20 protein-coding genes, 1 tRNA gene and 1 riboswitch are annotated in these 23087 nt (G+C 60.4%); of the genes, 3 read left to right on the forward strand and 18 right to left on the reverse strand.

The window, feature by feature from the left end; translation table 11 throughout:
- Positions 1-222: 222 nt before the first annotated feature.
- The 12 genes from AD669_RS06570 to AD669_RS06625 form a co-directional block, all read right to left on the reverse strand.
- A tRNA-Gly gene (locus AD669_RS06570) sits at positions 223-296 on the reverse strand.
- Positions 297-452: 156 nt separating this feature from the next.
- Positions 453-1337 carry an alpha/beta fold hydrolase gene (locus tag AD669_RS06575; protein ID WP_053118011.1) on the reverse strand — a complete coding sequence of 295 codons (885 nt, stop codon included), beginning with the start codon at positions 1335-1337 and terminating at the stop codon, positions 453-455.
- A gap of 318 nt (positions 1338-1655) precedes the next feature.
- Entirely contained in the window at positions 1656-2348 is a 693-nt protein-coding gene (locus AD669_RS06580) for a pseudouridine synthase (RefSeq protein WP_053118013.1), read from the reverse strand.
- A gap of 33 nt (positions 2349-2381) precedes the next feature.
- Positions 2382-2612: a cysteine-rich CWC family protein gene (locus tag AD669_RS06585; RefSeq protein ID WP_053118015.1), complete on the reverse strand. Its 231-nt coding sequence runs from the start codon at positions 2610-2612 to the stop codon at positions 2382-2384.
- Positions 2605-4092 carry a sensor domain-containing diguanylate cyclase gene (locus AD669_RS06590; RefSeq protein WP_053118017.1) on the reverse strand — a complete coding sequence of 496 codons (1488 nt, stop codon included), beginning with the start codon at positions 4090-4092 and terminating at the stop codon, positions 2605-2607. The genes AD669_RS06585 and AD669_RS06590 overlap by 8 nt, the downstream gene beginning before the upstream one ends.
- A gap of 214 nt (positions 4093-4306) precedes the next feature.
- On the reverse strand, positions 4307-6079 hold the full coding sequence (gene atzF / locus AD669_RS06595) for an allophanate hydrolase (RefSeq protein ID WP_053118019.1): 1773 nt from the start codon (positions 6077-6079) through the stop codon (positions 4307-4309).
- A 24-nt stretch (positions 6080-6103) separates the two neighbouring features.
- A complete protein-coding gene (gene uca, locus AD669_RS06600) occupies positions 6104-9751 on the reverse strand; it encodes an urea carboxylase (protein ID WP_053118021.1) in 3648 nt (1215 codons plus the stop codon).
- A 253-nt stretch (positions 9752-10004) separates the two neighbouring features.
- Complete coding sequence (locus AD669_RS06605) at positions 10005-10646, reverse strand: urea amidolyase associated protein UAAP2 (RefSeq protein ID WP_053118023.1); 642 nt, start codon at positions 10644-10646, stop codon at positions 10005-10007.
- An 11-nt stretch (positions 10647-10657) separates the two neighbouring features.
- On the reverse strand, positions 10658-11383 hold the full coding sequence (locus AD669_RS06610) for an urea amidolyase associated protein UAAP1 (RefSeq protein ID WP_053118201.1): 726 nt from the start codon (positions 11381-11383) through the stop codon (positions 10658-10660).
- Between the two features lie 25 nt (positions 11384-11408).
- Positions 11409-12197: an ABC transporter ATP-binding protein gene (locus tag AD669_RS06615; RefSeq protein WP_053118025.1), complete on the reverse strand. Its 789-nt coding sequence runs from the start codon at positions 12195-12197 to the stop codon at positions 11409-11411.
- Positions 12194-13009, reverse strand: coding sequence for an ABC transporter permease (locus AD669_RS06620; RefSeq protein WP_053118026.1), 816 nt, complete (start codon positions 13007-13009; stop codon positions 12194-12196). Before AD669_RS06620 ends, AD669_RS06615 begins: the two co-directional genes overlap by 4 nt.
- A gap of 18 nt (positions 13010-13027) precedes the next feature.
- Positions 13028-14095 carry a putative urea ABC transporter substrate-binding protein gene (locus AD669_RS06625; protein WP_053118028.1) on the reverse strand — a complete coding sequence of 356 codons (1068 nt, stop codon included), beginning with the start codon at positions 14093-14095 and terminating at the stop codon, positions 13028-13030.
- Between the two features lie 63 nt (positions 14096-14158).
- Positions 14159-14259: riboswitch (guanidine-I (ykkC/yxkD leader) on the reverse strand.
- Between the two features lie 285 nt (positions 14260-14544).
- Between AD669_RS06625 and AD669_RS06630 the strand changes: the two genes are divergently transcribed.
- Both AD669_RS06630 and AD669_RS06635 read left to right on the forward strand, forming a co-directional pair.
- Positions 14545-14817, forward strand: coding sequence for a hypothetical protein (locus tag AD669_RS06630; protein WP_053118030.1), 273 nt, complete (start codon positions 14545-14547; stop codon positions 14815-14817).
- A gap of 180 nt (positions 14818-14997) precedes the next feature.
- A complete protein-coding gene (locus AD669_RS06635; protein ID WP_053118032.1) occupies positions 14998-15405 on the forward strand; it encodes a hypothetical protein in 408 nt (135 codons plus the stop codon).
- A 54-nt stretch (positions 15406-15459) separates the two neighbouring features.
- Here AD669_RS06635 and AD669_RS06640 read toward each other — a convergent pair whose 3' ends face one another.
- Positions 15460-16572 (reverse strand): enoyl-CoA hydratase/isomerase family protein, encoded by a 1113-nt coding sequence (locus AD669_RS06640; RefSeq protein ID WP_053118034.1) that lies wholly within the window; start codon positions 16570-16572, stop codon positions 15460-15462.
- 132 nt (positions 16573-16704) lie between these two features.
- On the opposite strand from AD669_RS06640, the gene ung reads away from it, so the two are divergent.
- Complete coding sequence (ung, locus tag AD669_RS06645) at positions 16705-17400, forward strand: uracil-DNA glycosylase (RefSeq protein WP_053118204.1); 696 nt, start codon at positions 16705-16707, stop codon at positions 17398-17400.
- Between the two features lie 153 nt (positions 17401-17553).
- Here ung and AD669_RS06650 read toward each other — a convergent pair whose 3' ends face one another.
- From AD669_RS06650 to AD669_RS06670, 5 genes are all read right to left on the reverse strand, one after another.
- Positions 17554-18588: an AbrB family transcriptional regulator gene (locus AD669_RS06650; RefSeq protein ID WP_053118036.1), complete on the reverse strand. Its 1035-nt coding sequence runs from the start codon at positions 18586-18588 to the stop codon at positions 17554-17556.
- Entirely contained in the window at positions 18581-20095 is a 1515-nt protein-coding gene (locus tag AD669_RS06655) for a tripartite tricarboxylate transporter permease (RefSeq protein ID WP_053118038.1), read from the reverse strand. Before AD669_RS06655 ends, AD669_RS06650 begins: the two co-directional genes overlap by 8 nt.
- Before the next feature lies 1 nt (position 20096).
- Positions 20097-20555 carry a tripartite tricarboxylate transporter TctB family protein gene (locus tag AD669_RS06660; RefSeq protein ID WP_053118040.1) on the reverse strand — a complete coding sequence of 153 codons (459 nt, stop codon included), beginning with the start codon at positions 20553-20555 and terminating at the stop codon, positions 20097-20099.
- A gap of 56 nt (positions 20556-20611) precedes the next feature.
- Positions 20612-21589, reverse strand: a complete 978-nt coding sequence (locus AD669_RS06665; RefSeq protein WP_053118042.1) for a tripartite tricarboxylate transporter substrate binding protein — start codon at positions 21587-21589, stop codon at positions 20612-20614.
- 104 nt (positions 21590-21693) lie between these two features.
- Complete coding sequence (locus AD669_RS06670; RefSeq protein WP_053118044.1) at positions 21694-22986, reverse strand: OprD family porin; 1293 nt, start codon at positions 22984-22986, stop codon at positions 21694-21696.
- Positions 22987-23087: the final 101 nt, after the last annotated feature.

Below are 23087 nucleotides of genomic sequence, written 5' to 3' on the forward strand. Positions count from 1 at the left end.
AAGGAACAGGGCGAGGTAGCAGCCCCAGCTTCAGGTTAGAAGGCATCTGAACTAGAAAACCGAGGTTTGTTTTGCAAGGAGTGACAAGACGAGGCGAGGAGAGAAAACCTACGGAATATCGAACTCTACAAACCCCGGACACAAAAAAACCGGCCCTATAGGCCGGTTTTCTGTATTCCTGCATCCCCCGTCAAAAAATCACGACGTGAGACAAAATTTGATTGGAGCGGGTAGAGGGAATCGAACCCTCGTCGGAAGCTTGGGAAGCTACTGTTCTACCATTAAACTATACCCGCTCAGAGCGGCTGACTTTGTACCAGACTCGGCCACGGATTTGAAGTTTCTTTTGCAAAATAAGCCTTTGAATCGTTGAAAACGGTCAATCGCGGGAGAGCACTGCGGGTCGCAAATCAAAAGCTCAACCCCGCAGGCTCGCGCGCGACGACACTTTTTCAAATAGCCAATGCATGTTGATCCTGAACAAACGAGTAACGCGTTCGGCTGGTCTGCTGCGCCGGTTTCAGAAAGCCGAGCAAGGCGTTCTGGCTATCGCGGCACGCCGCTTTGTGCTCCATATCGAGAAAATGCCCGGTGGCTTGCAGGGTGGTGAAGGTGCTCTGCGCCACGTGGTTGCCGAACAGGCGCGCATCGTCGGCGGCGGTGTATTCGTCCCATTCGCCGTTTAAAAACAGCACTGGCACGTTGATCTTTTTCGCCGCGTTCAAGTAGCACTGCCGGTCGCTGTGTAGCACGTCGCTGATGTGGAAATGCATCTGCCCGTATTCGTGCTCGGCCAGGCTGCTGACGTGGCGATAATTGAAGCGCTTGAACAGCGAAGGCAAATGTTTGCCAATGGTGTCGTTGACCAGATGGCCGACGCGGTCGCCGTCGCGCTGGCCGAGGTAGTCGACGCCACGTTCAAGGTAGTCGAGCATGTGCGCGTTGATCACCGGCGAGAACGAGCTGATCACCGCCCGTTCGATACGCCGAGGCTGGTGGGCGAGGGCGACCAGAGTCGCAGCACCGCCCCAGGAAAACGACAGCACGTGCTCTGCGCCAAAGTGGTCAATCAGCTCCAACAGGATTTGCCCTTCGACTTCCTTTGTCAGATGTTTCTCGTGGCGGTTGTGGGCTTTTGACCGACCCGCGTAGGGCTGGTCGTAGCAGACCACGTTGAATTGCGGGTGCAGGTTCTTCACGGTTTGTGCAAACGACGCAGTCGTGGCCATCGAGCCGTTGACCAGAATGATGGTCTTTTCTGCGGCGTCTGCGCGATAGAACTCCGTGTAAACCCGATACTGACCCTGTATATCCAGCACAGCGATTTCTGGCCTCATGTCATAAGACTCCTGGCAAGCAAGCGGGTATGCGCGCAATGGTGAGATTGCACGAGCTTTGTGACAGGTAGGCATACGCCTGGAATTTGCTTGGCCCATGTCGATCCGATAAGGCAGGTCGACGGGTATTGTTATTGGCGGGCAGTTTGTCGGCTGAGGCGCAGCCCTTGGGGCTGACGACCGACAAAAAGTTTCTTGGAAGTATGTTGTGACTCGTCGGTCATATTTCGGCCGACGTCCTGATTCAAGCAGGGGAGGCAGGATCGCGCAAGTGCCGTTGGTAAATTGTTCGACAACTTCTGCTGAGCGGTCGCGGGCTTAGAACAAATGAATCTCTTCGGTGCGCAAAGCGCGGTATTCGCCCGGTTTTAGCGCGTCATCAAGCTGCAACAGCCCCATGGATTCACGGTGCAAGCGCAGGACTTTGTTGTTGAAGAAACCAAACATGCGCTTCACCTGATGGTAACGCCCCTCGACGATGCTCAGCCGCGCCGAGCATGGGCCGAGCAGCTCCAGTTGCGCCGGCTGCGTGGTCAGATCCTCGAACGCGAAGTAAATCCCCTCGGCAAAGGTGATCGCATATTCCGCGCCAATTTCCTGCTCGGTCTCGACGTAATAGACCTTCGGCAGTTTGGTCTGCGGTTGAGTCAGGCGTCGCGACCACGCGCCGTCGTTGGTGATCAGCATCAGGCCGGTGGTGTTGAAGTCCAGGCGCCCGGCGATATGCAGGTCGTCCTTGTCCGGTTCATCGATCAGGTCGAGCACAGTCGGATGCTGCGGATCGCGGGTGGCGCTGACGCAACCGGGCGGTTTGTGCAGCATGAAATAGCGTGCCGGTTTGCCGACTTGCAGCACTTCGTCATCAACCTCTACGCGACTGAATTCCAGCACCTCGCTGTGCGGATCGCTGACGACTTTTCCGTCAATCCGCACGCGCTTTTCCACCAGCAACAGGCGCACCTGCTGACGGTTGAAGCGCGGTAGATTGCTGAGGAAACGGTCGACGCGCATGTTCAGTGTTCGATCAATGAAGGGGCGCGCATCTTACGGGATCGGCCGCTTGGCCGCTTGCAGTTGCGCCTCGACCTGCGCGCAACGCGGGCACAGGCAGGATTGGTTGCGCAGTGCTGGCGGCAGCGCTTCGAGCACGGCCGGGTCGATGCTCACGCCGTAGCACCAGCACTCGCGGTCGGCAGTGCGCGGGTCGGCCAGGCTGCAGTCGTTGCGGGCGCCGCAGGCCGGGCAATGGTCGGGTTTAACGTCGGAATCAGGCATAAGTCGAGTGAGGCATTTCCACGCAGGTGCGGTTGCGGCCGGTTTGTTTGGCCCGGTACATCGCATGATCGGCCCGCGACAGCAGACTGTGCAAGGTGTCATCGCGTTGCAGGGTGGTGGCGCCGATGCTCACCGTCAGATTCAGGGTGTGACCGTTGTAGGCATATTCCTGTTGTTCGACGTGCTGGCGAATTTTCTCGGCGATGTTCTGACCGGTGTCGCCGTCGGTGTCCTTCAGCAACACGATAAATTCCTCACCGCCCCAACGGCAGACGATGTCGGCGTGGCGCAGGCAACTTTGCAGATCGCGGGCGAAGCCAATCAACACCTGGTCACCAGCCATGTGCCCGTACGTGTCGTTCAGCGCTTTAAAGTGATCGAGGTCGATCAGCAACGCCGTCAGCGGTTTGGTCTCGCGTTGCGCTTCGTGCAGGGCTTGCGCGGCGAGCAGGTCGAAGCCGCGACGGTTGGGCAGTTCGGTGAGGCTGTCGAGCGTCGCCTGCGCCTGGATTTTGCGCTGATAGCGTTTGATCACGCGGTTGAGCAACGCCAACACGCTCAGCGTCACCAGCAAGCAGATCAACAGATTGAGATAGAGCGACTGACGGATTTCGTTCAACGCACCGTCTTCGCGTTTATCGACGAACAGGTACCAGTTCAGCTCGGGAATGAAGCGCACGTTGAGAAAATGCCCCTGGCCTTCAGCGGAATACTCGTAGCTGCCGCTGTGCGGTTTCGGCAACTGACTGACCAGACTTTTCATGCTCTCGATTTCGCCAAGACTCTGGCCGATGTGCGCGCCTTCCGGGCCGCCCTCGGCGCCGGTCAACACCAGTCGGCCGAAGGTGTCGACAAAGTACACGCTGCGTTGATAGCGCTGCTGGTATTTGTCGATCAACTTGATCACTGCGTCGACGGTCAAACCGACGCCGGCCGCGCCGATGAAACGCTCGTGGTAGTCGTAGACTTTGTAGTTGATGAAGAAGGTCAGGTTGTCCTTGTTGGCCAGATCGGGGTCGACGTTGATCTCGTACGGATCCTTCATGTCGCGCACACGGAAGTACCAGGCGTCGCGCGGTTCTTCGACTTTGATCTGCTTGAGCACGCCTTTGGCGTGGTAGTAGGTGAGGGTGCTGTTGGAGACGAAAAACGCGGTGTAGGCGCCGTAATGGGTCATGACCTCGTTGAGGTAGCGGGTCATTTGCTCGGGGTTTTGTTCGCCGTTGACCACCCAGTCGCGCATGAAGGTGTCGCGGGACATCATCGAGGAAATCAGGATCGGTCGGACGAGGTCTTTCTGGATTTCCGAGTAGACCGTGTCGGAGGTCAGCGGCAGCTCGGTGTTGACGATGTTGTCGCGGATCGAGGCGCGCGAGGCGTAGTAGCTCAGCAGGGACGTGGCAAGGAAACCGGCGCCGAGCAGGGCGATCAGCGTGAGTACCAGCGAGCGTTGGGAGTACAGCGCAGATCGATGCGGCATGGCAGTTCCGTTGGCAGTGGCCCGATGGCATGCATTCTAGTGGGACTGCGGGGAAATAACTGCTCCATGTGCGGCGCGAATGGTCGTTCCCGTATTTCCATGTTGCTACGCTGTCCCTGTAGGAGTGAGCCTGCTCGCGATAGCGGTAGATCAGTCACATCTTCGGTGAATGTCATACCGCTATCGCGAGCAGGCTCACTCCTACAGATGGCGGTCAGGCCAGGGTTTTCAGGTAGGCCCGCCAGCCGCCGAGGTGGCTGATGTCTTTGGCGCCTTCAAGACCATACGGCTCACAGATAAACCCACTCTCCCAGCGCCCATCCGCCAATTGCACCTTGCCCAATCCCAACGGCGCCGGAATCCCCATCAGAAACGAACCCAACTCGCTGCTCGGCAACTCCCACACCTCCACCGCAATCGCTACGCCGCCGTCCTTCACCCGCACCATTCCCGGACGCAATGGCGGGCCGCCGGCCAAGGCATGCAGTTGATAATCCGGCGAGCTCAGCGTGGTTTCCAGCAACCGCCCACCGCGCTGCGTCAGTTGCCAGTTCAACGCCAACCCTTGCAGATGTGCGCCACACACCACAATCCGCGCACGATCATTGCGCGCTACGTTCGCGGGCGTCGGCAATGCAGTGTCCTGCTGACGCTGCATCGCATCGGCCACACTCAACAGATATTGATCGGTAAACACCCGCCCAAACAACGTCACGCCCCACGGCATCCCGTTAGCCATAAATCCGCTCGGCACGGCGACGGCGGCGTAGTCGAGCAGGTTCATGAAGTTGGTGTAGTAACCCAGTTCGGAATTGCGCAGCACCGGTTCGGCGTGCAGTTCGGCGAGTGTCACCGGGCGGCCGATGGTCGGCGTCAGTACACAGTCGAGACCTTCGAGCGCTTGATCGCACAGCGCTTTCAACGCTTGCAGCCGGTACTGTGCGCGGAAAGTCTGCACGCCGCTCACCGCCGGGGCTTTGGCCAGCACGGCGCGGATCACCGGTAAAACGGCTTGCGGATTCTGTTCCATCAATTCGCCGGCAACGCTGTAACGCTCGGCGACCCACGGCCCTTCGTAAAGCAAACGCGCCGCTTCAAGAAATGGCGTCAGATCCATTTCAACCGCTTCGCCACCCAAGGCCTTGAGTCGGTCGATGGCATCGCCGAACAATAGCGGCCCTTCAACACAGCCGAAAAACTGCAGATCCTGCGCACGCGGCACACCGAAACGAAACGGCCGTGGCGCACCAAACGCCGAGCCATCATTCCACGACGGATTGCGGCGGCTGTACTCATCGCGCGGATCGAGTTTCGCCGTCAGCGCCAGCAACTGACTGGCCTCGCGCGCCGTTGCGGTAAACGTGGTCACGCAATCCAGCGTACGGCACGCGGGCACCACACCGGCGGTGGAAATCAGCCCTTTGCTGGCCTTCAATCCGAGCAGATTATTCAACGCCGCCGGCACCCGACCGGAGCCTGCGGTGTCGGTGCCCAAAGCAAAACTCGCCACGCCCAACGCCACCGCCAACGAGGAACCGGCGCTGGAACCGCCCGATGGATATTCCGGCAATACGCTGTTCGGACAAGCGCCGTAAGGCGAGCGGCTGCCATTGAGCCCCGTGGCAAATTGATCGAGGTTGGTCTTGCCCAGCGGAATCGCCCCCAACGCGATCAGTTGCTCGACGATGGTCGCCGAGCGCTCCGGCACATAAGCAAAATCCGGGCACGCGGCGGTGGTGGGAATGCCGGCCAGATCGATGTTGTCCTTGATCGCAAACGGCACGCCGTACAGCGGCAGACTGTCGAGATCACGACCATCGAGGGCCGCCAGATACGGCTCCAGTTCGGCGACGCTGAGCAGGTGAATGAACAGGTGATAATCCGGGTTCAGCGCGGCTGCTTTGTCGCGCAGTGTCGGCAGCAGTTGACGCGGTGTGGTGTCGCCATTGCGGTAGGCCTGGAGCAGAACATCGAGTTGCAGATTCATGGGTTGATCCTTATTCAATTGGCTTCAGTCGAGTTCCAGCACCACGACCCGTTGTCCCGCACGCACCGCCGAACCGGGTTGCACACGGATCTCGCGCACCACGCCGGCCATCGGCGCGAGCAGCGGAATCTCCATCTTCATCGACTCGAGAATCACCAGCACATCGCCGGCCGCAACACGGCTGCCAGCCTCGACCTGCACCTGCCAGAGATTGCCGGCGATGTGGCTGTCGACGCTGTGTTCACCCTCCGCCAGCAGCGCGTCCTCGCAGGATTCGACCAGCGCTTTTTCACTGTCGAAATGCGCCTGACCACTGGCGATCCAACGTTCGCGTTCGGCATTGAAGGCACCCTGTTGCTGAGCGCGAAAGGCGCTGATGCCCTCGGCTTCGCGCCTGAGAAACGCTTGATAATCGGCGAGGTTGAGCTGGCTGTGTTCGATGTTCAGATCGAAGCGCCCCAGCGGAAAATCGCGGCGGATGCGCAGCAGTTCTGCGGCGCTGACCGGGTAGAAACGGATCTGATCGAAGAAGCGCAGCAACCATGGTTTACCGTCGAACGCGGCCACCTCGCGATATCGATTCCACATCTGCAAGGTACGCCCGACAAACTGATAACCGCCCGGGCCTTCCATGCCGTACACGCACATATAAGCGCCGCCGATGCCCACCGAATTCTCGGCCGTCCAGGTGCGCGCCGGGTTGTATTTGGTGGTCACCAAACGGTGGCGCGGATCGAGCGGCGTGGCCACCGGCGCACCGAGGTAGACATCGCCGAGGCCCATCACCAGATAGCTTGCATCGAATACGGTGCGCTGCACTTCGTCGAGGTTCGGCAGGTCATTGATGCGGCGGATGAACTCCAGATTGCTCGGGCACCACGGCGCATCCTTGCGCACGGTGGTCATGTATTTCTCGATCGCCAGTTGGCAAGCCGGGTCATCCCAGGACAGCGGCAGATGGACGATGCGCGACGGCACTTGCAGGTCGTTGGCGGCGCACACCGCGTCCCATTCGCCGGCGATGATGCCGAGCAGATCGGCGAGCGGCAGTTGCTCAGGCTGGTAATGGATTTGCAGCGAGCGGATGCCGGGGGTGAGGTCGATCACGCCGTGCAGGGCTTTGTGTTCCAGCGCCTGCATGAGGGCGTGGGCGCGGAAGCGCAGGACGAGATTGAGCTCAGGTTCGCCGATCTCCAGCAATAGATGCGTATCCCCGGAAACTCGCGCAACAAGCCGCTGATCACCCTGACCCAATTCCAAAACCACAGGCGATGCCAAACCCTGTGGGAGCGAGCTTGCTCGCGAATGCGGTGTGTCAGATACATCAATGTTGACTGACACGGCCTCTTCGCGAGCAAGCCCGCTCCCACAGGGGAGATCCCATTTCAGGGCGAGGTTGCGGGCGTCAGTGAGAGAGACGGGGATGAACTGGATTTTATCGCCAGCCTTGAGCTGCCCCAGTTGCCACAAATCCGCCTCGATCACCGTCACCGGGCAGACAAATCCGCCAAGGCTCGGGCCATCCGGGCCGAGGATCACCGGCATGTCCCCGGTGAAATCCACCGCGCCAATGGCGTACGGATTGTCGTGAATATTCGACGGATGCAACCCGGCTTCACCTCCGTCCGCGCGTACCCATTCCGGCTTCGGCCCAATCAGCCGAACACCGGTGCGGCTCGAGTTGAAATGTACTTCCCATTGGGTTTCAAAGAACGTGCCGATGTAATTTTCGGTGAAATATTCCGGCGCAGCGTGCGGGCCGTAAATCACCCGAATCTGCCGCACGGCGGGCAGCGCGGTGACGTGTTCTTCAGCCAGTTGTTGACCGCTGCTGCAATCACTCAAAGCAGGCACATGCAACACATCACCCGCACGTAACGCCCGACCACCGTGGCCACCAAACTGACCCAACGTGAAAGTGCTTTTGCTGCCCAGATAATCCGGCACCTGCAAGCCACCGCGCAGGCACAGATAGCTGCGCGCCCCGGCACCGCTGATGCTACCCAGATGCAACGTCGCACCCGCCGGGATCAGCAGGGCGGTATTCATCGGCACGCTGTCACCCTCAAGCATCAGCGCGATCGGCGCACCGGTCACCGCGATCACCGCTGCACAATTGAAGCGCAGCAACGGCCCGCTCATGGTGATTTCCAGCGCCGCCGCGCCTTCAGCATTGCCGAGCAAGCGATTGCCCAGACGCAGCGCGCGGCTGTCCATCGGCCCCGACGGTGGCACACCGACCGCCCAGTAACCGAGGCGACCGGGATAGTCCTGCACGCTGGTTTGCGTGCCCGCGCTGAGCACTTCAAAAGTGTTGGCGCGATAGACCAGACCTTCCAGACAACGCGTCCACGGCTCACAGCTGGCGAACGGCGTGTCGAGCAGAATCTGCCGCAGGTAATCACGGTTGGTTTCCACGCCGTACAACAGACTGTCGCCCAGCGCTTGATGCAATTCGGCCCGCGCCTGTTCGCGGTTGGGCGCCCAGGTAATGACCTTGGCGATCATCGGATCGAAATACGGCGGGATCTCGCAACCCGCCTCGACCCACGTGTCGATGCGCAGTTGAATACCGTTGGCCGGCGGAAACTGCACTGCCGTCAGCAGGCCCGGGCTCGGCTGAAAATCACGCCCCGGATCTTCCGCATACAGCCGCGCCTGAATCGCATGGCCTTCGGGTTTCAACTGACGAGACAACTCGCTCAGCGGCGGCAGATCACCGGCGGCCAGCTCCACCATCCAGCGCACCAGATCCACGCCCCAGACCTGTTCGGTGACACCGTGCTCGACCTGCAAGCGCGTGTTCACTTCGAGGAAATAGAAGCGCTGCGCCTCGCTGTCGAAAACGAATTCCACGGTGCCGGCGCTGCGGTAGTTAACGGCTTTCGCCAGTTTGATCGCCGCCGCGCACAGCTCTTCGGCCATGCCGTCGGGCAGGTTTGGTGCCGGGGTTTCTTCGAGGACTTTCTGATTGCGCCGTTGCACCGAGCAGTCGCGCACGCCGAGGGCGATGACTTCACCGCGACCATCGCCGAACACCTGCACTTCCAGATGGCGGGCGCGCTGGATGTACTTCTCGATGAACACGCCGGCGTCGCTGAAGTTGTTCTGACCGAGGCGTTTGACTGCCTCGAACGATTCGCTCAATTCGCTGGCGCTGCGGCAGACGCGCATGCCGATGCCGCCACCGCCAGCGGTGCTTTTCAGCATCACCGGGTAGCCGACTTGTTCGCCAGCGATCAGCGCAGCGTCGAGGCTGTCGAGCAGTTCGGTGCCTTCGAGCATCGGCACGCCGTGCTGTTTGGCCAGGGCGCGAGCGGTGTGCTTGAGGCCGAACACGCGCAGCTGCTCTGGCGTCGGGCCAATGAAGGCGATGTTCTGCGCCTCGCACGCTTCGGCGAACGCGGCGTTCTCGGACAGAAACCCGTAGCCGGGATGGATCGCCGCGGCACCGCTGTGCTTGGCGATGGCGAGGATCTTGTCGACGGCCAGATAGGTACCGGCAGCGGCGCCTTCACCGAGGCTGTGCGCTTCATCGGCTTGCAGGATGTGCAGGCTGGCGGCGTCGGCTTCGGAGTACACGGCGACGCCTTTGACCTGCAATGAGGCGAGGGTGCGCAGGATGCGGCAGGCGATGGCGCCACGGTTGGCGATAAGGATTTTTTCGAACATGGCATAACCCCTGAAGGGGAAGCGGGCCGTCCCGCCGTTTTTCGACAGACATCCGGGCCGTCCCGGATGACTTAAATCCACGCTGCACCTGTAGGAGCTGCCGCAGGCTGCGATCTTTTGATCTTGAATTTTCAAAAAGCAAAATCAAGAGATCGCAGCCTGCGGCAGCTCCTACAGGGGAGCGGTTATTTGATGCACTGCCCGGAACGTGCCTGGCACAGGGCGAAAAGCAAGCGGCGTAAACGGCGGATAGTCAGTTCCATACCAGCAGCTCCGCAGGTGTCGGGTTGTAGGCATTGCACGGATTATTCAACTGCGGACAATTGGAAATCAGAACGATCACGTCCATCTCCGCGCGCAAATCCACATACTTGCCCGGCGCCGAAATTCCGTCTTCAAACGTCAGCCCGCCGTCCGCCGTGACCGGCACATTCATGAAGAAATTGATGTTCGGCCCGATGTCGCTTTTGCCCAAGCGTCCGTCATGCACACACGCGCGCAGGTAGTTGTCGCGGCAGCTGTGCATGTAGCGTTTTTCCAGGGCGTAACGCACGGTGTTGCTCTCTTGCGCGCACGCACCGCCGAGGGTGTCGTGGCGTCCGCAGGTGTCGGCGACGATGGTCAGCATCGCGTGGCCGAGGTTGGAATAGAGCACGCTGCCGGTGCTCAGATAGACGCTGTTCTGCCGGCGCAAAGTGCGTTGCACGTCGTAGCGTTCCTTGGGATTGGCGACGCTGTAGAACAACGTATCGACCGCTTGATTACCTTCCAGATCAAGGATGCGCAGGGTCTGCCCGGCCTTGACCTCCATCAGCCACGGCTCACCGGCCGGGATCGTGGCGCGGTACACCGCAGCGTCGGGTTGTTTTTGCGAAGTGGCGATAGCAACTGACATGGCAGCGATCCTCAGGCGAACAAACGGTCGGTGTTGATAAAGCCGCGCTCATTTTCCGGGCGCGAAGTGCGGCAGTGTTCGGCGACGCTGGCGTCGGCGTTCATCCAGCTCAGCTTCAGCGGTTTTGGTGCATATTCCGGCGCCGGATCCATCGGGTGTTGCAGTGCGGTGAGCACCACCAGCGTGTCCATCGGCGCGTACAGTTCGATGTAGTCGCCGGCCTTGGAATTGCCCTCGACGAAGTGGAAACGCCCGGCCTCATCGACGTTGACGCGGCTGAACAAATTGAGGGTCATCAACAGGTCGGACAGGCCCAAACCCCACTTGCCGAGTTCCACCAACAGGTTGTCGGTGCCGTTGCGGTAGAAGCCATTGCGCAGTTCCTGATAGCGGCCCTGACCATACTTTTCGGCGACTTCTTCGGCGCAGAGCACACCGCCGAGGCTGTCGCTCCAGCCGCACGTGTCGGCGGTGATTGCGGCCAGCACGCGACCCATGTCCGAGTACAGGCAGTGACCGCTGGTGAGCTTGGCGGTGTGTTGGCATTTGAGGCTGTCGGGCAGGTTCAGCCGCTCGGTTTTTTCGTTGGCGTTGAGCAGGGTCAGGCTGACGTTGGCGCCGCCGCGCAGGTCGGTCAGGCGCAGCAATTGGCCGCGCTTCAACACGAAGGAACGGTGGCCGCCACCGGGGAGCATTTCTTCGGCGAAGGGTAGAAACAGTTGGGTCGAATCAGTCATCGGCTTATTCATCAGAGCAGTCCTCTCAAGCGGTGCGAAGGGCGCCTGCCAGTGGCAACGGCAGGGCGTCGACGGCGGCGCGTTGGGCGCGGCGGTCGCTGTTCAAAGGGATGTCGTAGGTGATGCGTGCGCCATAGGCGCCGGGGGCGTGCGGGTCGAGGCGCACTTTGTCGAACACCAGCAGACGCGTGCCGAGGCTGAAGCCTTCGGACAGATCATGGGTGACCATGAACACGGTCAGTCTGGTCTCGCGCCACAGCTCCAGCAGCAAGGCGTGCATGTCTTTACGGATGCCCGGATCGAGCGCGCCGAACGGCTCGTCGAGCAGCAGCACGCGCGGTTTCATGATCAGCGCCTGAGCAATCGCCAGCCGCTGCTGCATACCGCCGGACAACTGCGCCGGGTACTTGTCCAGCGCATGACCGAGGCCGACTTTGTGCAGCAGCGCTGCAGCCTGTTCGCGCGCGTCACGTTTGCCGCTGCCGAACAACCGCCCCAGCAGCGGCGCACGCGGCAGTTCAAGGCCGAGGGCGACGTTGTCGAGCACGCTCAAATGTGGGAACACCGAGTAGCGCTGAAACACCACGCCACGACTGGCATCCGGCTCACTGGCCAGCGCTTGACCGTCGAGCAGAATCTCGCCGCGACTCGCCGTTTCCTGACCGAGCAGCAGACGCAGGAAGGTCGATTTGCCGCAACCGGAGGCGCCGACCAAGGTGCAAAATTCACCTTCGTTGACGTTCAGATTCAAGCCTTCGAGCACCACTTGATCGGCGTATTGCTGCCAGACGTTTTTCACGGTGATGAAGCTCATTTGGCCGCCCCCTCATACCAAGGGAACGCCCGCCGCGTCAGGTATTTCAGGCCCCAATCCATCAGCCAGGCGAGGAGGGTGATCCACACCACGTACGGCAGAATCACGTCCATCGCCAGATAACGCCGCACCAGAAAAATCCGGTAGCCGAGGCCGTCAGTGGAGGCGATTGCTTCAGCGGCAATCAGGAACAACCACGCCGAGCCGAGCATCAGCCGCAACGAGATCAGCAAGCGCGGCAACAGTTGCGGCAGCACCACGCGCAGCATCAGCGTCCAGGTCGAAGCGCCGAGGGTTTGCGCCTTGATCAGCAGTTCGACCGGTATTTCGCGGGCACGCTGCTCCAGATCACGAGCAAGCGCCGGTGTGATGCCGATCACGATCAGCATGACTTTCGACAACTCGCCCAGACCGAAAACGATGAACAGAATCGGCAGGATCGCCAGCGGAGGCACCATCGACAACACCGTCAATAATGGCGACAACGGCGCGCCGAACAGCGGCAGTGTGCCGGCGGCAATGCCCAGGCACAGCCCGGCGAGTGCAGCGATGCCGAGCCCAATGGCCAAGCGCCGCAGACTCGACGCGGTGTCCTGCCACAACAGGTAGTCACCGGTGCGGCTGTCGGCATTGAAGGCCAGACGTTTGACCGCATCGGTCATCTGCATGGCGCTGGGCAGCAGTTTGTCGTTAGGGTTGTCCGCCAGGCGCTCGGCCGAGCCCATGAAATAGGCGAACAGCAGCAGAGCGAACGGGAGGATCACCAACAACAGGCGACTGGGGCGATCCGGGTGGCGATTGATCAGGCGCATGGCCAAATCCTCCGTGGCTTACAGCTTGGCGTCGGCAGCCATCTGCACGTAAGTCGGATCGAAACGCAGCTTGAGGTTGCCGGTGTCGCCGCTGGTCACGCCGTTGGCGAAGGCCATGCCGACCGCGCTGGTGTCTTTTGCGCCTTCACCGAGCAAGCCGTGCTGGAAGGAAAATTCAGCGACCTTGCGCATGGTTTCCGGCAGTTGTTGGCTGGTGGCGAAGTTCAGCGCTTCGCTTGGCGTGGCGAACAGTTTGGTGGTGTCGAGTTGTGCCTGGAATCCAGCGAGGTCGGTGCCCGAAGCTTTGGCCATGTGCTCCAGCGCAGCCTTGCTCGCGGCGTTCTTGGCGTTCATCAGATCGACCACTTCGAACCACGCGCCGGTCAGGGCTTTGCCCAGTGCCGGGTTGTCTTTGAGGGTGGCGCTGTTGACCACCATCATGTCCATGATCTCGCCGGGAATCTGGCTGGAATTGAACACTTCGGTCACGCCCGGTTTGGCCTTGATGTCCGAGAGCATCGGGTTCCAGGTCGTCACTGCGTTGACCTGGTCGGTGTTGAAAGCGGCGGAGATGTCGGCGTCGGAGGTGTTGACCACTTTCAGGTCTTTCTCGGTGAGGTCGACCGAATCCAGCGCGCGGGCCAGCAGGTAGTGCGAGACCGACAGTTCAACCAGATTGACGTCCATGCCCTTGAGGTCGGCGACTTTTTTACCGTCGCCCTTGAGGACGATGCCGTCGTTGCCGTTGGAGAAGTCGCTGACAATCAGCGCCGTGCTGTCGACGCCGCCGGCGGCCGGAATGGTCAGCGCATCCATGTTGGTCATGGTGCAGCCGTCGAACTGGCCAGCGGTGTATTGATTGATCGATTCGACGTAATCGTTGAGCTGCACGACGTCGATCTTGATCCCGTATTTCTTCGCCCATTTATCGACGATGCCCTGGCTGCCGGCGTATTCCCATGGCATCCAGCCGGCGTAAATCGTCCAGCAGACGCTGAAGTGACCTTTCTGAGCGGCGGGGGCTTGGCTGCTGATGAGCGCAGCGAACGCGGCGGCGAGCAGGGCGGGCAAACGTAGTCGAGTCATGGCGGATTCTCCAGTTGATCAAGGGCGGACAGGAAGGCAACGCGGCACCGCGAACGGTGGCTTGTCTCCCGGGCTTTTGTCCCGCCGTGTAACCTCAACTGGAGGTCGCCAACTCTCGGACCAGCCACTCGCGATTGCGAGCCGGAACCCTAGTCAGCCATTGCAAATTGTGGTGCCGCGAACCTGTGATATGACTCCTGCACAGTTTTGCTAAAGCGAGAGGCGTGCCAAGTTACGGAGAGCGCTCTGGCACGGGGCTGTGGGTCGGATCGGATTTGACGCGACGACGGGGCGGCGCTTTGTGTTGGTGCGCCGATGCACCGCGATGCAGCGTGAATGCCGCTGATCCGATGTCATCTTGCGGCTGGCACTTGGTTTGCGAATGCCAGTCAAAACAGGTGTCAGCCGGCCTGCGTCGACTGCGCTCGCAGGTCTTTCAGGAGGCCGCCATGCTCACTCACAAAACGTTGCGTCGGGTGCTGCTGTGCGCAGTGCTCGGTCTGGGGCTGTCCGGTTGTTATTACTACGGGCCACCCGCCGATGTGTATTACGCCCCTTCCTACTATCCCGGTTACTACTCGCCCTATTACTACGGTGGTTATTACGGCCCGCGCTACTTTTACGGCGGCCCGCGTTATTACTACGGCGGGTATGGCTACGGTTATCGTGGCGGTTATGGACGCGGTTATCACGGCGGCGGATATCACGGTGGCCACCATTAATCAGCGGCTGAATGACCGCGTCTGGCGGATGAACAAGCTTTCATAAATCACTTGTTTCAACTTGTTGCAGGGTCGCACCAGATTCGGAAAACGCTGTCTGATTTTTCGACAGTCACCGATTAAATGGCTGTCGCCTGCCAGCGTCGCTGGTACGGCCAACCCGCGGTCCAGGAGGCCGCCATGTATAGACGAATTCTTCTGCTTGCTGCGTTGATGTTTTCGGTTACCGGTTGCGCCCCTTACTCCTACGCGGACTCGTATTACAGCTCCGAGGTTTACACGTCACCGGCACCGGCCTACTACAACACAGGCGGCACTTATTACAACGGCGGCAGCCGCTATTACGCCCAGCCGCGTTACTATCAACCGGCACCGCGCTACTACCAGCAACCGCGTTATTACCAATCGACGCCGCGCCACTATCAACCGGCCCCACGCTACTACGAAAGCCGTCGCTGGCACGGCAATGACCGCGGCAACTGGGACGGCCACCGTCGCGGCGGTTGGGACAATGATCGCCGTGGTCGTGGCAACTACGACCGACACAGCGGTCGCGGCGATCACAACGGACGTGGCAACCGCTGGTAATCATCCGCAAACAGAAAGCGGCGCATGAAGCGCCGCTTTTTTTGTGCGCGAATTTTAATACTGCGTCAAATCCGCCAACGGGTGCCGACCTTCCCAAACCTTGTGAAAGTGCGCCTCAACCACCGCGTCCGGCACGTTGTTGATGTCCGGCCAGTGCCAGTGCGGTTTCTGATCCTTGTCGATCAACCGCGCGCGCACGCCTTCGCTGAACTCCGGATGCCGGCAGCAATTGAGGCTCAGGGTGTATTCCATCTGAAAAACCTCGGCCAGCGACAGGTGCCGCGCACGAATGATCTGTTCCCAGACCAGATGCGCGGTCAGCGGCGAGCCTTCGCTCATGGTCTTCGCGGCCCGGGCGATCAATGGATCGCTGCTGTCGCGTTGCAGGCTGATGGCTTTCCAAGCGCAGGCCACATCGCTGACGTCGAGCAATTCGTCGATCTGCTGACGACGCGGCAACCACTGCGCTTCGGGCATTTGCGCCACGGCTTCCTGTTGCAGCGCTTTGAGCAGACTGTTGAGCTGCCGATCGATCTGTTCCTGCCAGTTGAGCTGGAGCAGGCCTTCGATCAGTTCCGGTTGCTGTTCGTCGAGCAGGAAGCGGTCGGCCAGATCCAGATCGATCGCATCGCGCCCATTCATGTGCGCGCCGGTCAGGCCGAGGAACAAACCGAGCTTGCCCGGCAGCCGCGCGAGAAACCAACTGGCGCCGACATCCGGATACAGGCCAATGGTGATTTCCGGCATCGCCAAGCGGCTGCTCGGCGTGACGATCCGCGTGCTCGCGCCTTGCAACAGGCCCATACCGCCGCCCAGCACATAACCGTGGCCCCAGCAGATCAGCGGTTTCGGATAAGTATGCAGGTTGTAATCCAATCGATATTCCGCGCTGAAAAACTGCGCGGCCAGCGGCGGCACTTCTCCGGGGTGGGCACGGCAGGCTTCAACCAGGCTGCGCACTTCACCGCCGGCGCAGAAGGCTTTGGCGCTGTTGCCGCGCAGCAATACGCAGACGATTTGTGGATCCTTGGCCCAGGCGTCGAGTTTGTCGCTCAGGGCGTTGATCATCGGCAGGGACAGCGCGTTCAGCGACTTTTCAGCATCCAGGCTGGCGATACCGATGCGGGCGCCGTCGGTGCCGGTGAGTTCTTCGAAGTGCAGATTCATCGTGACCTCGATCGGGAATTTGAACGATCAGTATGATCGTTGTGGGGGAAAGTGCCGGATCTGCATCAGATCAATTGACAAGCGTGGTCGGCTTTCCTAGGGTTCGCCCCATTGTTTTTGCCGGGTATGACCATGACTGCTGACGACCGTATCAAACTCGAACCGAGCTGGAAGGAGGCACTGCGTGCTGAGTTCGACCAGCCCTACATGACAGAGTTGCGCAATTTTCTGCAGCAGGAGCGGGCGGCCGGCAAGGAAATCTACCCGCCGGGGCCGATGATTTTCAATGCCTTGAACTCGACGCCGCTGGAAAAAGTGAAGGTGGTGATCCTCGGCCAGGATCCGTATCACGGCCCGGGTCAGGCCCATGGCCTGTGCTTCTCGGTGCAACCGGGCGTGCCGGCGCCGCCGTCGCTGGTCAACATCTATAAAGAGTTGAAGCGCGACCTGAACATCGATATTCCCACTCACGGCTACCTGCAGAGCTGGGCCGATCAGGGCGTGTTGATGATCAACACCACCATGACCGTCGAACGCGCCAACGCCAATGCGCACAAGGACAAGGGTTGGCAGTTTTTCACTGACCGGATCATTGAACTGGTCAGCGAGCGCCAACCGCATCTGGTGTTCATGCTCTGGGGCGCGCATGCGCAGAGCAAGCAGAAGCTGATCGACGCGACCAAGCACCTGGTGCTGACGTCGGTGCATCCGTCGCCGTTGTCGGCTTATCGCGGGTTTTTGGGGTGTGGGCACTTTAGCCGGACGAACAAGTTTCTTGAGCAGAATGGCGAAACGCCGATCGAGTGGCGCTTGCCGCCTGTCGCGTAATCTCGTTCCCACGCTCTGCGTGGGAATGCCTCAATGGACGCTCTGCGTCCGCTTGGGACGCGGAGCGTCCCGGGCTGCATTCCCACGCAGAGCGTGGGAACGATCATGTGGGAGCGAGCTTGCTCGCGAAGAAGGCAACTCGGTCTTGCAGGCTTACTCCGGACTACGATTCCAGTACTTGAACAACGGCTCCGCCAGAAACAGCACAAACAACAACCGCATCACCTGCATCGCCGTCACCAGCGGCACTGACAACTGCAGTGTTTCCGCCGTCAGACTCATCTCGGCAATCCCGCCAGGCATCATGCCCAGCGTCAGCGAACGCAGATCCAGATGGGTCAGCGCACTCAAACCCAGTGCCGCCAGTGTCGCAATCAACATGGTCAGTGCCGTGCCAATCAACGTCCGCCCCATGAATGAAGGCGCACGCCGGAAGAACTGCCGGTTGAAGTGACAACCCAAGCCGCTACCAATCAACCACTGGCCAATCTGACTACCGCCATCGGGCAAACCGATGTGCAAATCCCAGGCAATGCTGACCGTCGCACTCACCAGCAACGGCCCGAATAACCACGGATTGGGTTGGCGCAAACGCTGCCAAAGCCAAGCGAGCAAACCGCCCGCCGGAAACAGAATCGCCAGCCAGCGCCAATCGACGCTGCCAGCGTGAGAAATCGGGTTGCCGTCACCGAGCAAATACTTGAACGCCGCCGGCACGCACAACACCACTACCAGCACCCGCAAACTTTGCCCCGCCGCCACATGGCTAAGCATCGCGCCATTGCGCGCGCCGAGATTGACCATCTCGCCGGAGCCGCCGGGCATGCTCGAGAAAAACGCCGTGGCGCGATCCTCACCGGTGCGGCGCATCAACCACACGCCAACCACCGCCGACACACTGGTGACCAGCGCACCGAAGAAGATCAAGCCGAAATGACTGAGCACCTGCTCCATCACCACCGGGGTGAAGTGCAGCCCGATGCCAATCCCGACGATCCACTGACCACACTTGCGGCCGCCAGGAATCTCGGTGAGCTGCCACGGCGTCAGGCAGCGCACGAGGATGATCGCCAGCAACGAGCCGACCATCCATGGCAGTGGCCAGCCGATCTGGCTGGCGAGGTAACCGCCGAGCAGACCGACCAGCGGGGTTCCCCACCAGGATTTCAGTGAGGCGCGATCAAACATCGGCAATGGCGCGACGCGCGACCGAACGTTTGCGCCAGATGCGGATCAGCGGGAAGGCCAGCATCAGCGCGGTCAGCACCCAGACACCGAAGGTGATCGGGCTCGACCAGAGGATCTCCAGTGCGCCATTAGAGATCGACAACGCACGACGCAGGTTCTGCTCCATCAGACCGCCGAGGATGAAGCCCAGCAGTACCGGCGACAACGGGAAGTCGAGCTTGCGCAGGATGTAACCGAAGATGCCGATGCCGACCATCAGGAACAGGTCGAACGTAGTGGCGTGCACCGCATAAACGCCGATCCCGGTGATGATCGCGATCACCGGCACCAGGGCCCAGTTCGGCACGGCAAGGATGCGGGTGAAGATGCGGATCATCGGGATGTTGAGGATCACCAGCATGATGTTGGCAATGAACAACGAGGCGATCAGGCCCCAGACGATGTCCGGTTGTTGCTGGAACAGCAGCGGGCCCGGGGTGATGTTGTACAGCGACAGGGCGCCGATCATCACCGCCGTGGTGCCCGAACCTGGCACACCCAACGTCAGCATCGGCACCAAAGCACCACAAGCCGACGCACCGATAGCGGTTTCCGGCGCGGCGAGGCCACGGGCATCACCCTGACCGAATTTGCCGCTGGCACCGGCAATGCGTTTTTCGGTCATGTACGCCACGGCGCTGGCCAGCGTCGCGCCAGCACCCGGCAACACGCCCATGATGAAACCAAGCAGGCCGCAGCGAATGTTCACCACGAACACCGAAGACGCTTCCTTGAAGTTGAACATCATGCGCCCGGTGGCTTTCACTGCTTCCTGGCCGCGATGGGTTTTCTCCAGCAGCAACAGAATTTCACTGACCGAGAACAGGCCCAATACCAGCACGACGAATTGAATGCCGTCAGTCAGGTGAATGTTGTCGCCGGTAAAGCGATACACGCCGCTGTTGGCGTCGATGCCGACACTCGACAGGAACAGGCCGATCAACGCCGCGATAAACGTCTTCAACGGTCGATCCCCGGCCATGCCGCCGAGACAGACAATCGCAAACACCATCAACACGAAGTATTCCGCCGGGCCGAAGGCTATCGCCCATTTCGCCAGCAGCGGGGCGAACAGCACCATGCCGCAAGTGGCGATAAATGCACCGATGAACGAACTCCACGCCGACAACGACAGCGCTACACCGGCCAGACCTTTGCGGGCCATCGGGTAACCGTCGAGGGTGGTCATCACGGTCGATGCTTCGCCCGGAATATTCAGCAAAATAGAGCTGATCCGGCCGCCGTATTCGCAGCCCAGATACACCGCTGCCAACAGAATCAGCGCCGATTCCGGCGGCAAACCAAGAGCAAAGGCAATCGGGATCAGCAGTGCCACGCCGTTGATCGGGCCGAGGCCCGGGAGCAAGCCAACGACGGTGCCGATCAGCGTGCCGGTCAGGGCCGTGACCAGGTTGTACGGGCTCAGCGCGACGCCGAAGCCTTGGCCCAAATAACCGAGGGTATCCATATCAGTTCTCCAGCACGTCGAGCAGGCCAAGGGGCAGCGGAACGTCCATCACGCGGTCGAACAGCAGGTACAGACCGATGGCCATCAGCGTGGTGACTACGATGCTCGGCATCCAGCGACCGCCATACAGGCGCGCCATCGGGATGCCGATGAGGATGCTGCTGAGGATGAAACCCAGCGGTTCGAACAGACCGGCGAACACCAGCAGCAGGGCGACGCAGATAGCAATCTTGGTCAGGGTTTCGCGATCCAGTGGCGGCTCGTCCTCACTGTGTTTGATCGGTGCCGGGCGAAACACCATGTACAACAGTGCCGCGCCCATCAGACCGAGCATCAGCAGCGGGAAGGCGCGCGGGCCGACCGGTTCGTAGGAAAAAGCCGCTTGGTACGGCCATGCCATCAGTGCCAGGCCGACACAGACCAGCAACAGCACCGAGGCGAAAATGCGTTGAATAAGCATGGGAGCTCCTGTGCCGCGTCCCCGCAATCGGGAACGCAGCCGCTAGACAGAGGCGATCACTGGATCAGGCCGAACTCTTTGGCCAGCACTTTGTAGTCGGCAACTTGCTTCTTCACGTAGGTGTCCAGCTCCGGGCCAGTCATGGCGAACGGGAACAGTTCACGCTGATCGCGCAGCTTGGCGAACTCGTCGGAGGCCAGCAGTTTGTCGAACGAGTCTTTCCACCAGGCATAGTCTTCGTCGCTGACTTTTGGCCCCAGGTAGAACCCGCGCACCACCGGCCAGACGATGTCGTAGCCTTGCTCGCGAGCGGTCGGGATGTCTTTCATTTCCGGCTCGTCGAGGCGCTTGTCGGAGAACACCGCGAGCAAACGCATGTCGCCACTTTGAATGTGCGGCATGGAGTCGGAGATGTCGGTACTGCCGACCTGGATGTGGCCGCCGAGCAGGGCGGTAGCGATTTCGCCACCACCTTCGAGGGCGACGTAACGCAACTCACGCGGGTTGATCCCGGCTGCCTTGGCGATCAGCGCGGTTTGCATCCAGTCCTGGCTGCCGACGGTGCCGCCGGAACCGATCACCACCGAGCCTGGATCTTTCTTCAGCGCTTGAACGAGATCGTCGAGGGTCTTGTAGGGAGAATCGTTTTTCACTGCGATGGCGCCGTAGCTGGTGCCGACGGCTGCCAGCCAACGCACGTTGGTTTCATCGAAACGACCAAACTTGCCTTGCGCCAGGTTCAGCAACGAACCGCTCGACCACGCGACCAGCGTGCCGGCATCGGCCGGACGCTGAGCGACCACCGCGTTGTACGCCACCGCGCCGACACCGCCGGGCATGTAGGTCACGCGCATCGGTTTGCTCAGCAGCTTCTGGTTGACCAGTGCGCTCTGCACCAGTTTGCAGGTCAGGTCAAAACCACCGCCGGGCGAGGCCGGGGCGATACACTCCGGACGTTTCGGTTCGGCCATCAACTGCCCGGCCACCAGCATCATGCCGGCCGCTAAAGCAACTTTACGCAGTGAAAAATTCATTGGTCTCTCCACAGATTTCTTGTTGTAAGGGCTTTTTGTGTAGGAGCTGCCGAAGGCTGCGATCTTTTGATCTTCCGATCACAGCGCCAAGGCATTTCAATCAATTACCAAAGAGCAACGCTATAGCTCACCAGCAACCGCACTTCATCCGCATCGCGAGCCGAGTAATTGGAACGGTAAGTGGCATTCCTCAAACGCACGGCGACATCCTTCAAAGCGCCGCTTTGTACTACATATTTGATCTCGGTGTTGCGCTCCCACTCTTTGCCTTCCTCGCCGGTCTTGAGCTTGATGTTGTCACCGCTCAAGTAGCGGCTCATGAAGGTCAGGCCGGGGATGCCGAGCTTGGCGAAGTCGAAGTCGTAACGTGCCTGCCAGGAGCGTTCTTCCGCGCCGGCGAAGTCGTTGATCTGCACGAAGTTGACCAGATACGGGTCGCTGCCATCGACGTACGGGAACGCACTATCGCCGGACATGTGTTGATAACCGGCGCTGAACTTGTGCCCGCTCAGCGCATAGCTGACCAGACCGTTGAGCGAGCGGTTGTCGATCTCGCCGCCACGGGCCGCGCCCTGATCATCACTGACGGCGAAACGCAGATCTGTGCCAAACGTGCCCGGGCCCATCGGCCGCGAGGCGACCAGGCCGAAGAAGTGCTGGTTGTAGACTTCGTCGAGTTGGGCGAAGTGGTAACTGCCGGTGATCTTGTCGGTGAACTTGTAATCGACGCCGCCAAAGTCGAAGTGCTTGCCGGCAGCGGTACCGGCGAAACGGCTGTTCTTGTTGTTGAGGGCAATGTCCTCGAAATCGGTGCTGTCGCGATCCTTGGCTTTCTCCAGTCGGCCACCGGTGAAGGTCAGGTTTTTGATCTCTTTGGAGGTCAGCAAACCGCCTTCAAACGTCTGCGGCAGGATGCGTCCGTCGTTCGGTTTGAGAATCGGCAGTTCAGGAATCAGGCTGCCGATTTTCAGTTCGGTGGCGGAGATTTTCACTTTGCCGGTCAGGCCGAGCTTGGAGTATTCGTCCGCCGCGCGTCCGTCATCGTGGGTCGGCAGCAGGCCGGTGCCGGTACGATCCGGGCTGGAATCGAGTTTGACGCCGAGCATGCCCAGCGCATCGACACCAAAACCGACGGTGCCATCGGTGTATCCCGATTGCAGATTGAGCATGAAGCCCTGAGCCCATTCGTCACGCTTGGATTGCTGGGCGCTGGTGCCATCGCGGAAGTCGCGGTTGAAATACATGTTGCGGGTTTCGAAGGTGGCGCTGCTGTCTTCAATGAAGTCGGCAAAACTCAGCGGCGAAAAACCGGCAAGGGCGGCGGCACTGGCGAGGGCGGTGTGGCTGAAACGGGAAGGGCGAACAGGCGTGAATGCCTGAGGCTGCATGGACGGCATGCGGGTGTACTCCGTTTATTGTTCTTATTGGTCGAAAACGCTTCGTGGCGTTTTTCGTATCGCTGTGTGGCAGCAGCGACGGCAGTCGGGACTGTCCGTGC

This window comes from Pseudomonas sp. P1.31, assembly GCF_001269815.1.
GTDB lineage: Bacteria > Pseudomonadota > Gammaproteobacteria > Pseudomonadales > Pseudomonadaceae > Aquipseudomonas > Aquipseudomonas rustica.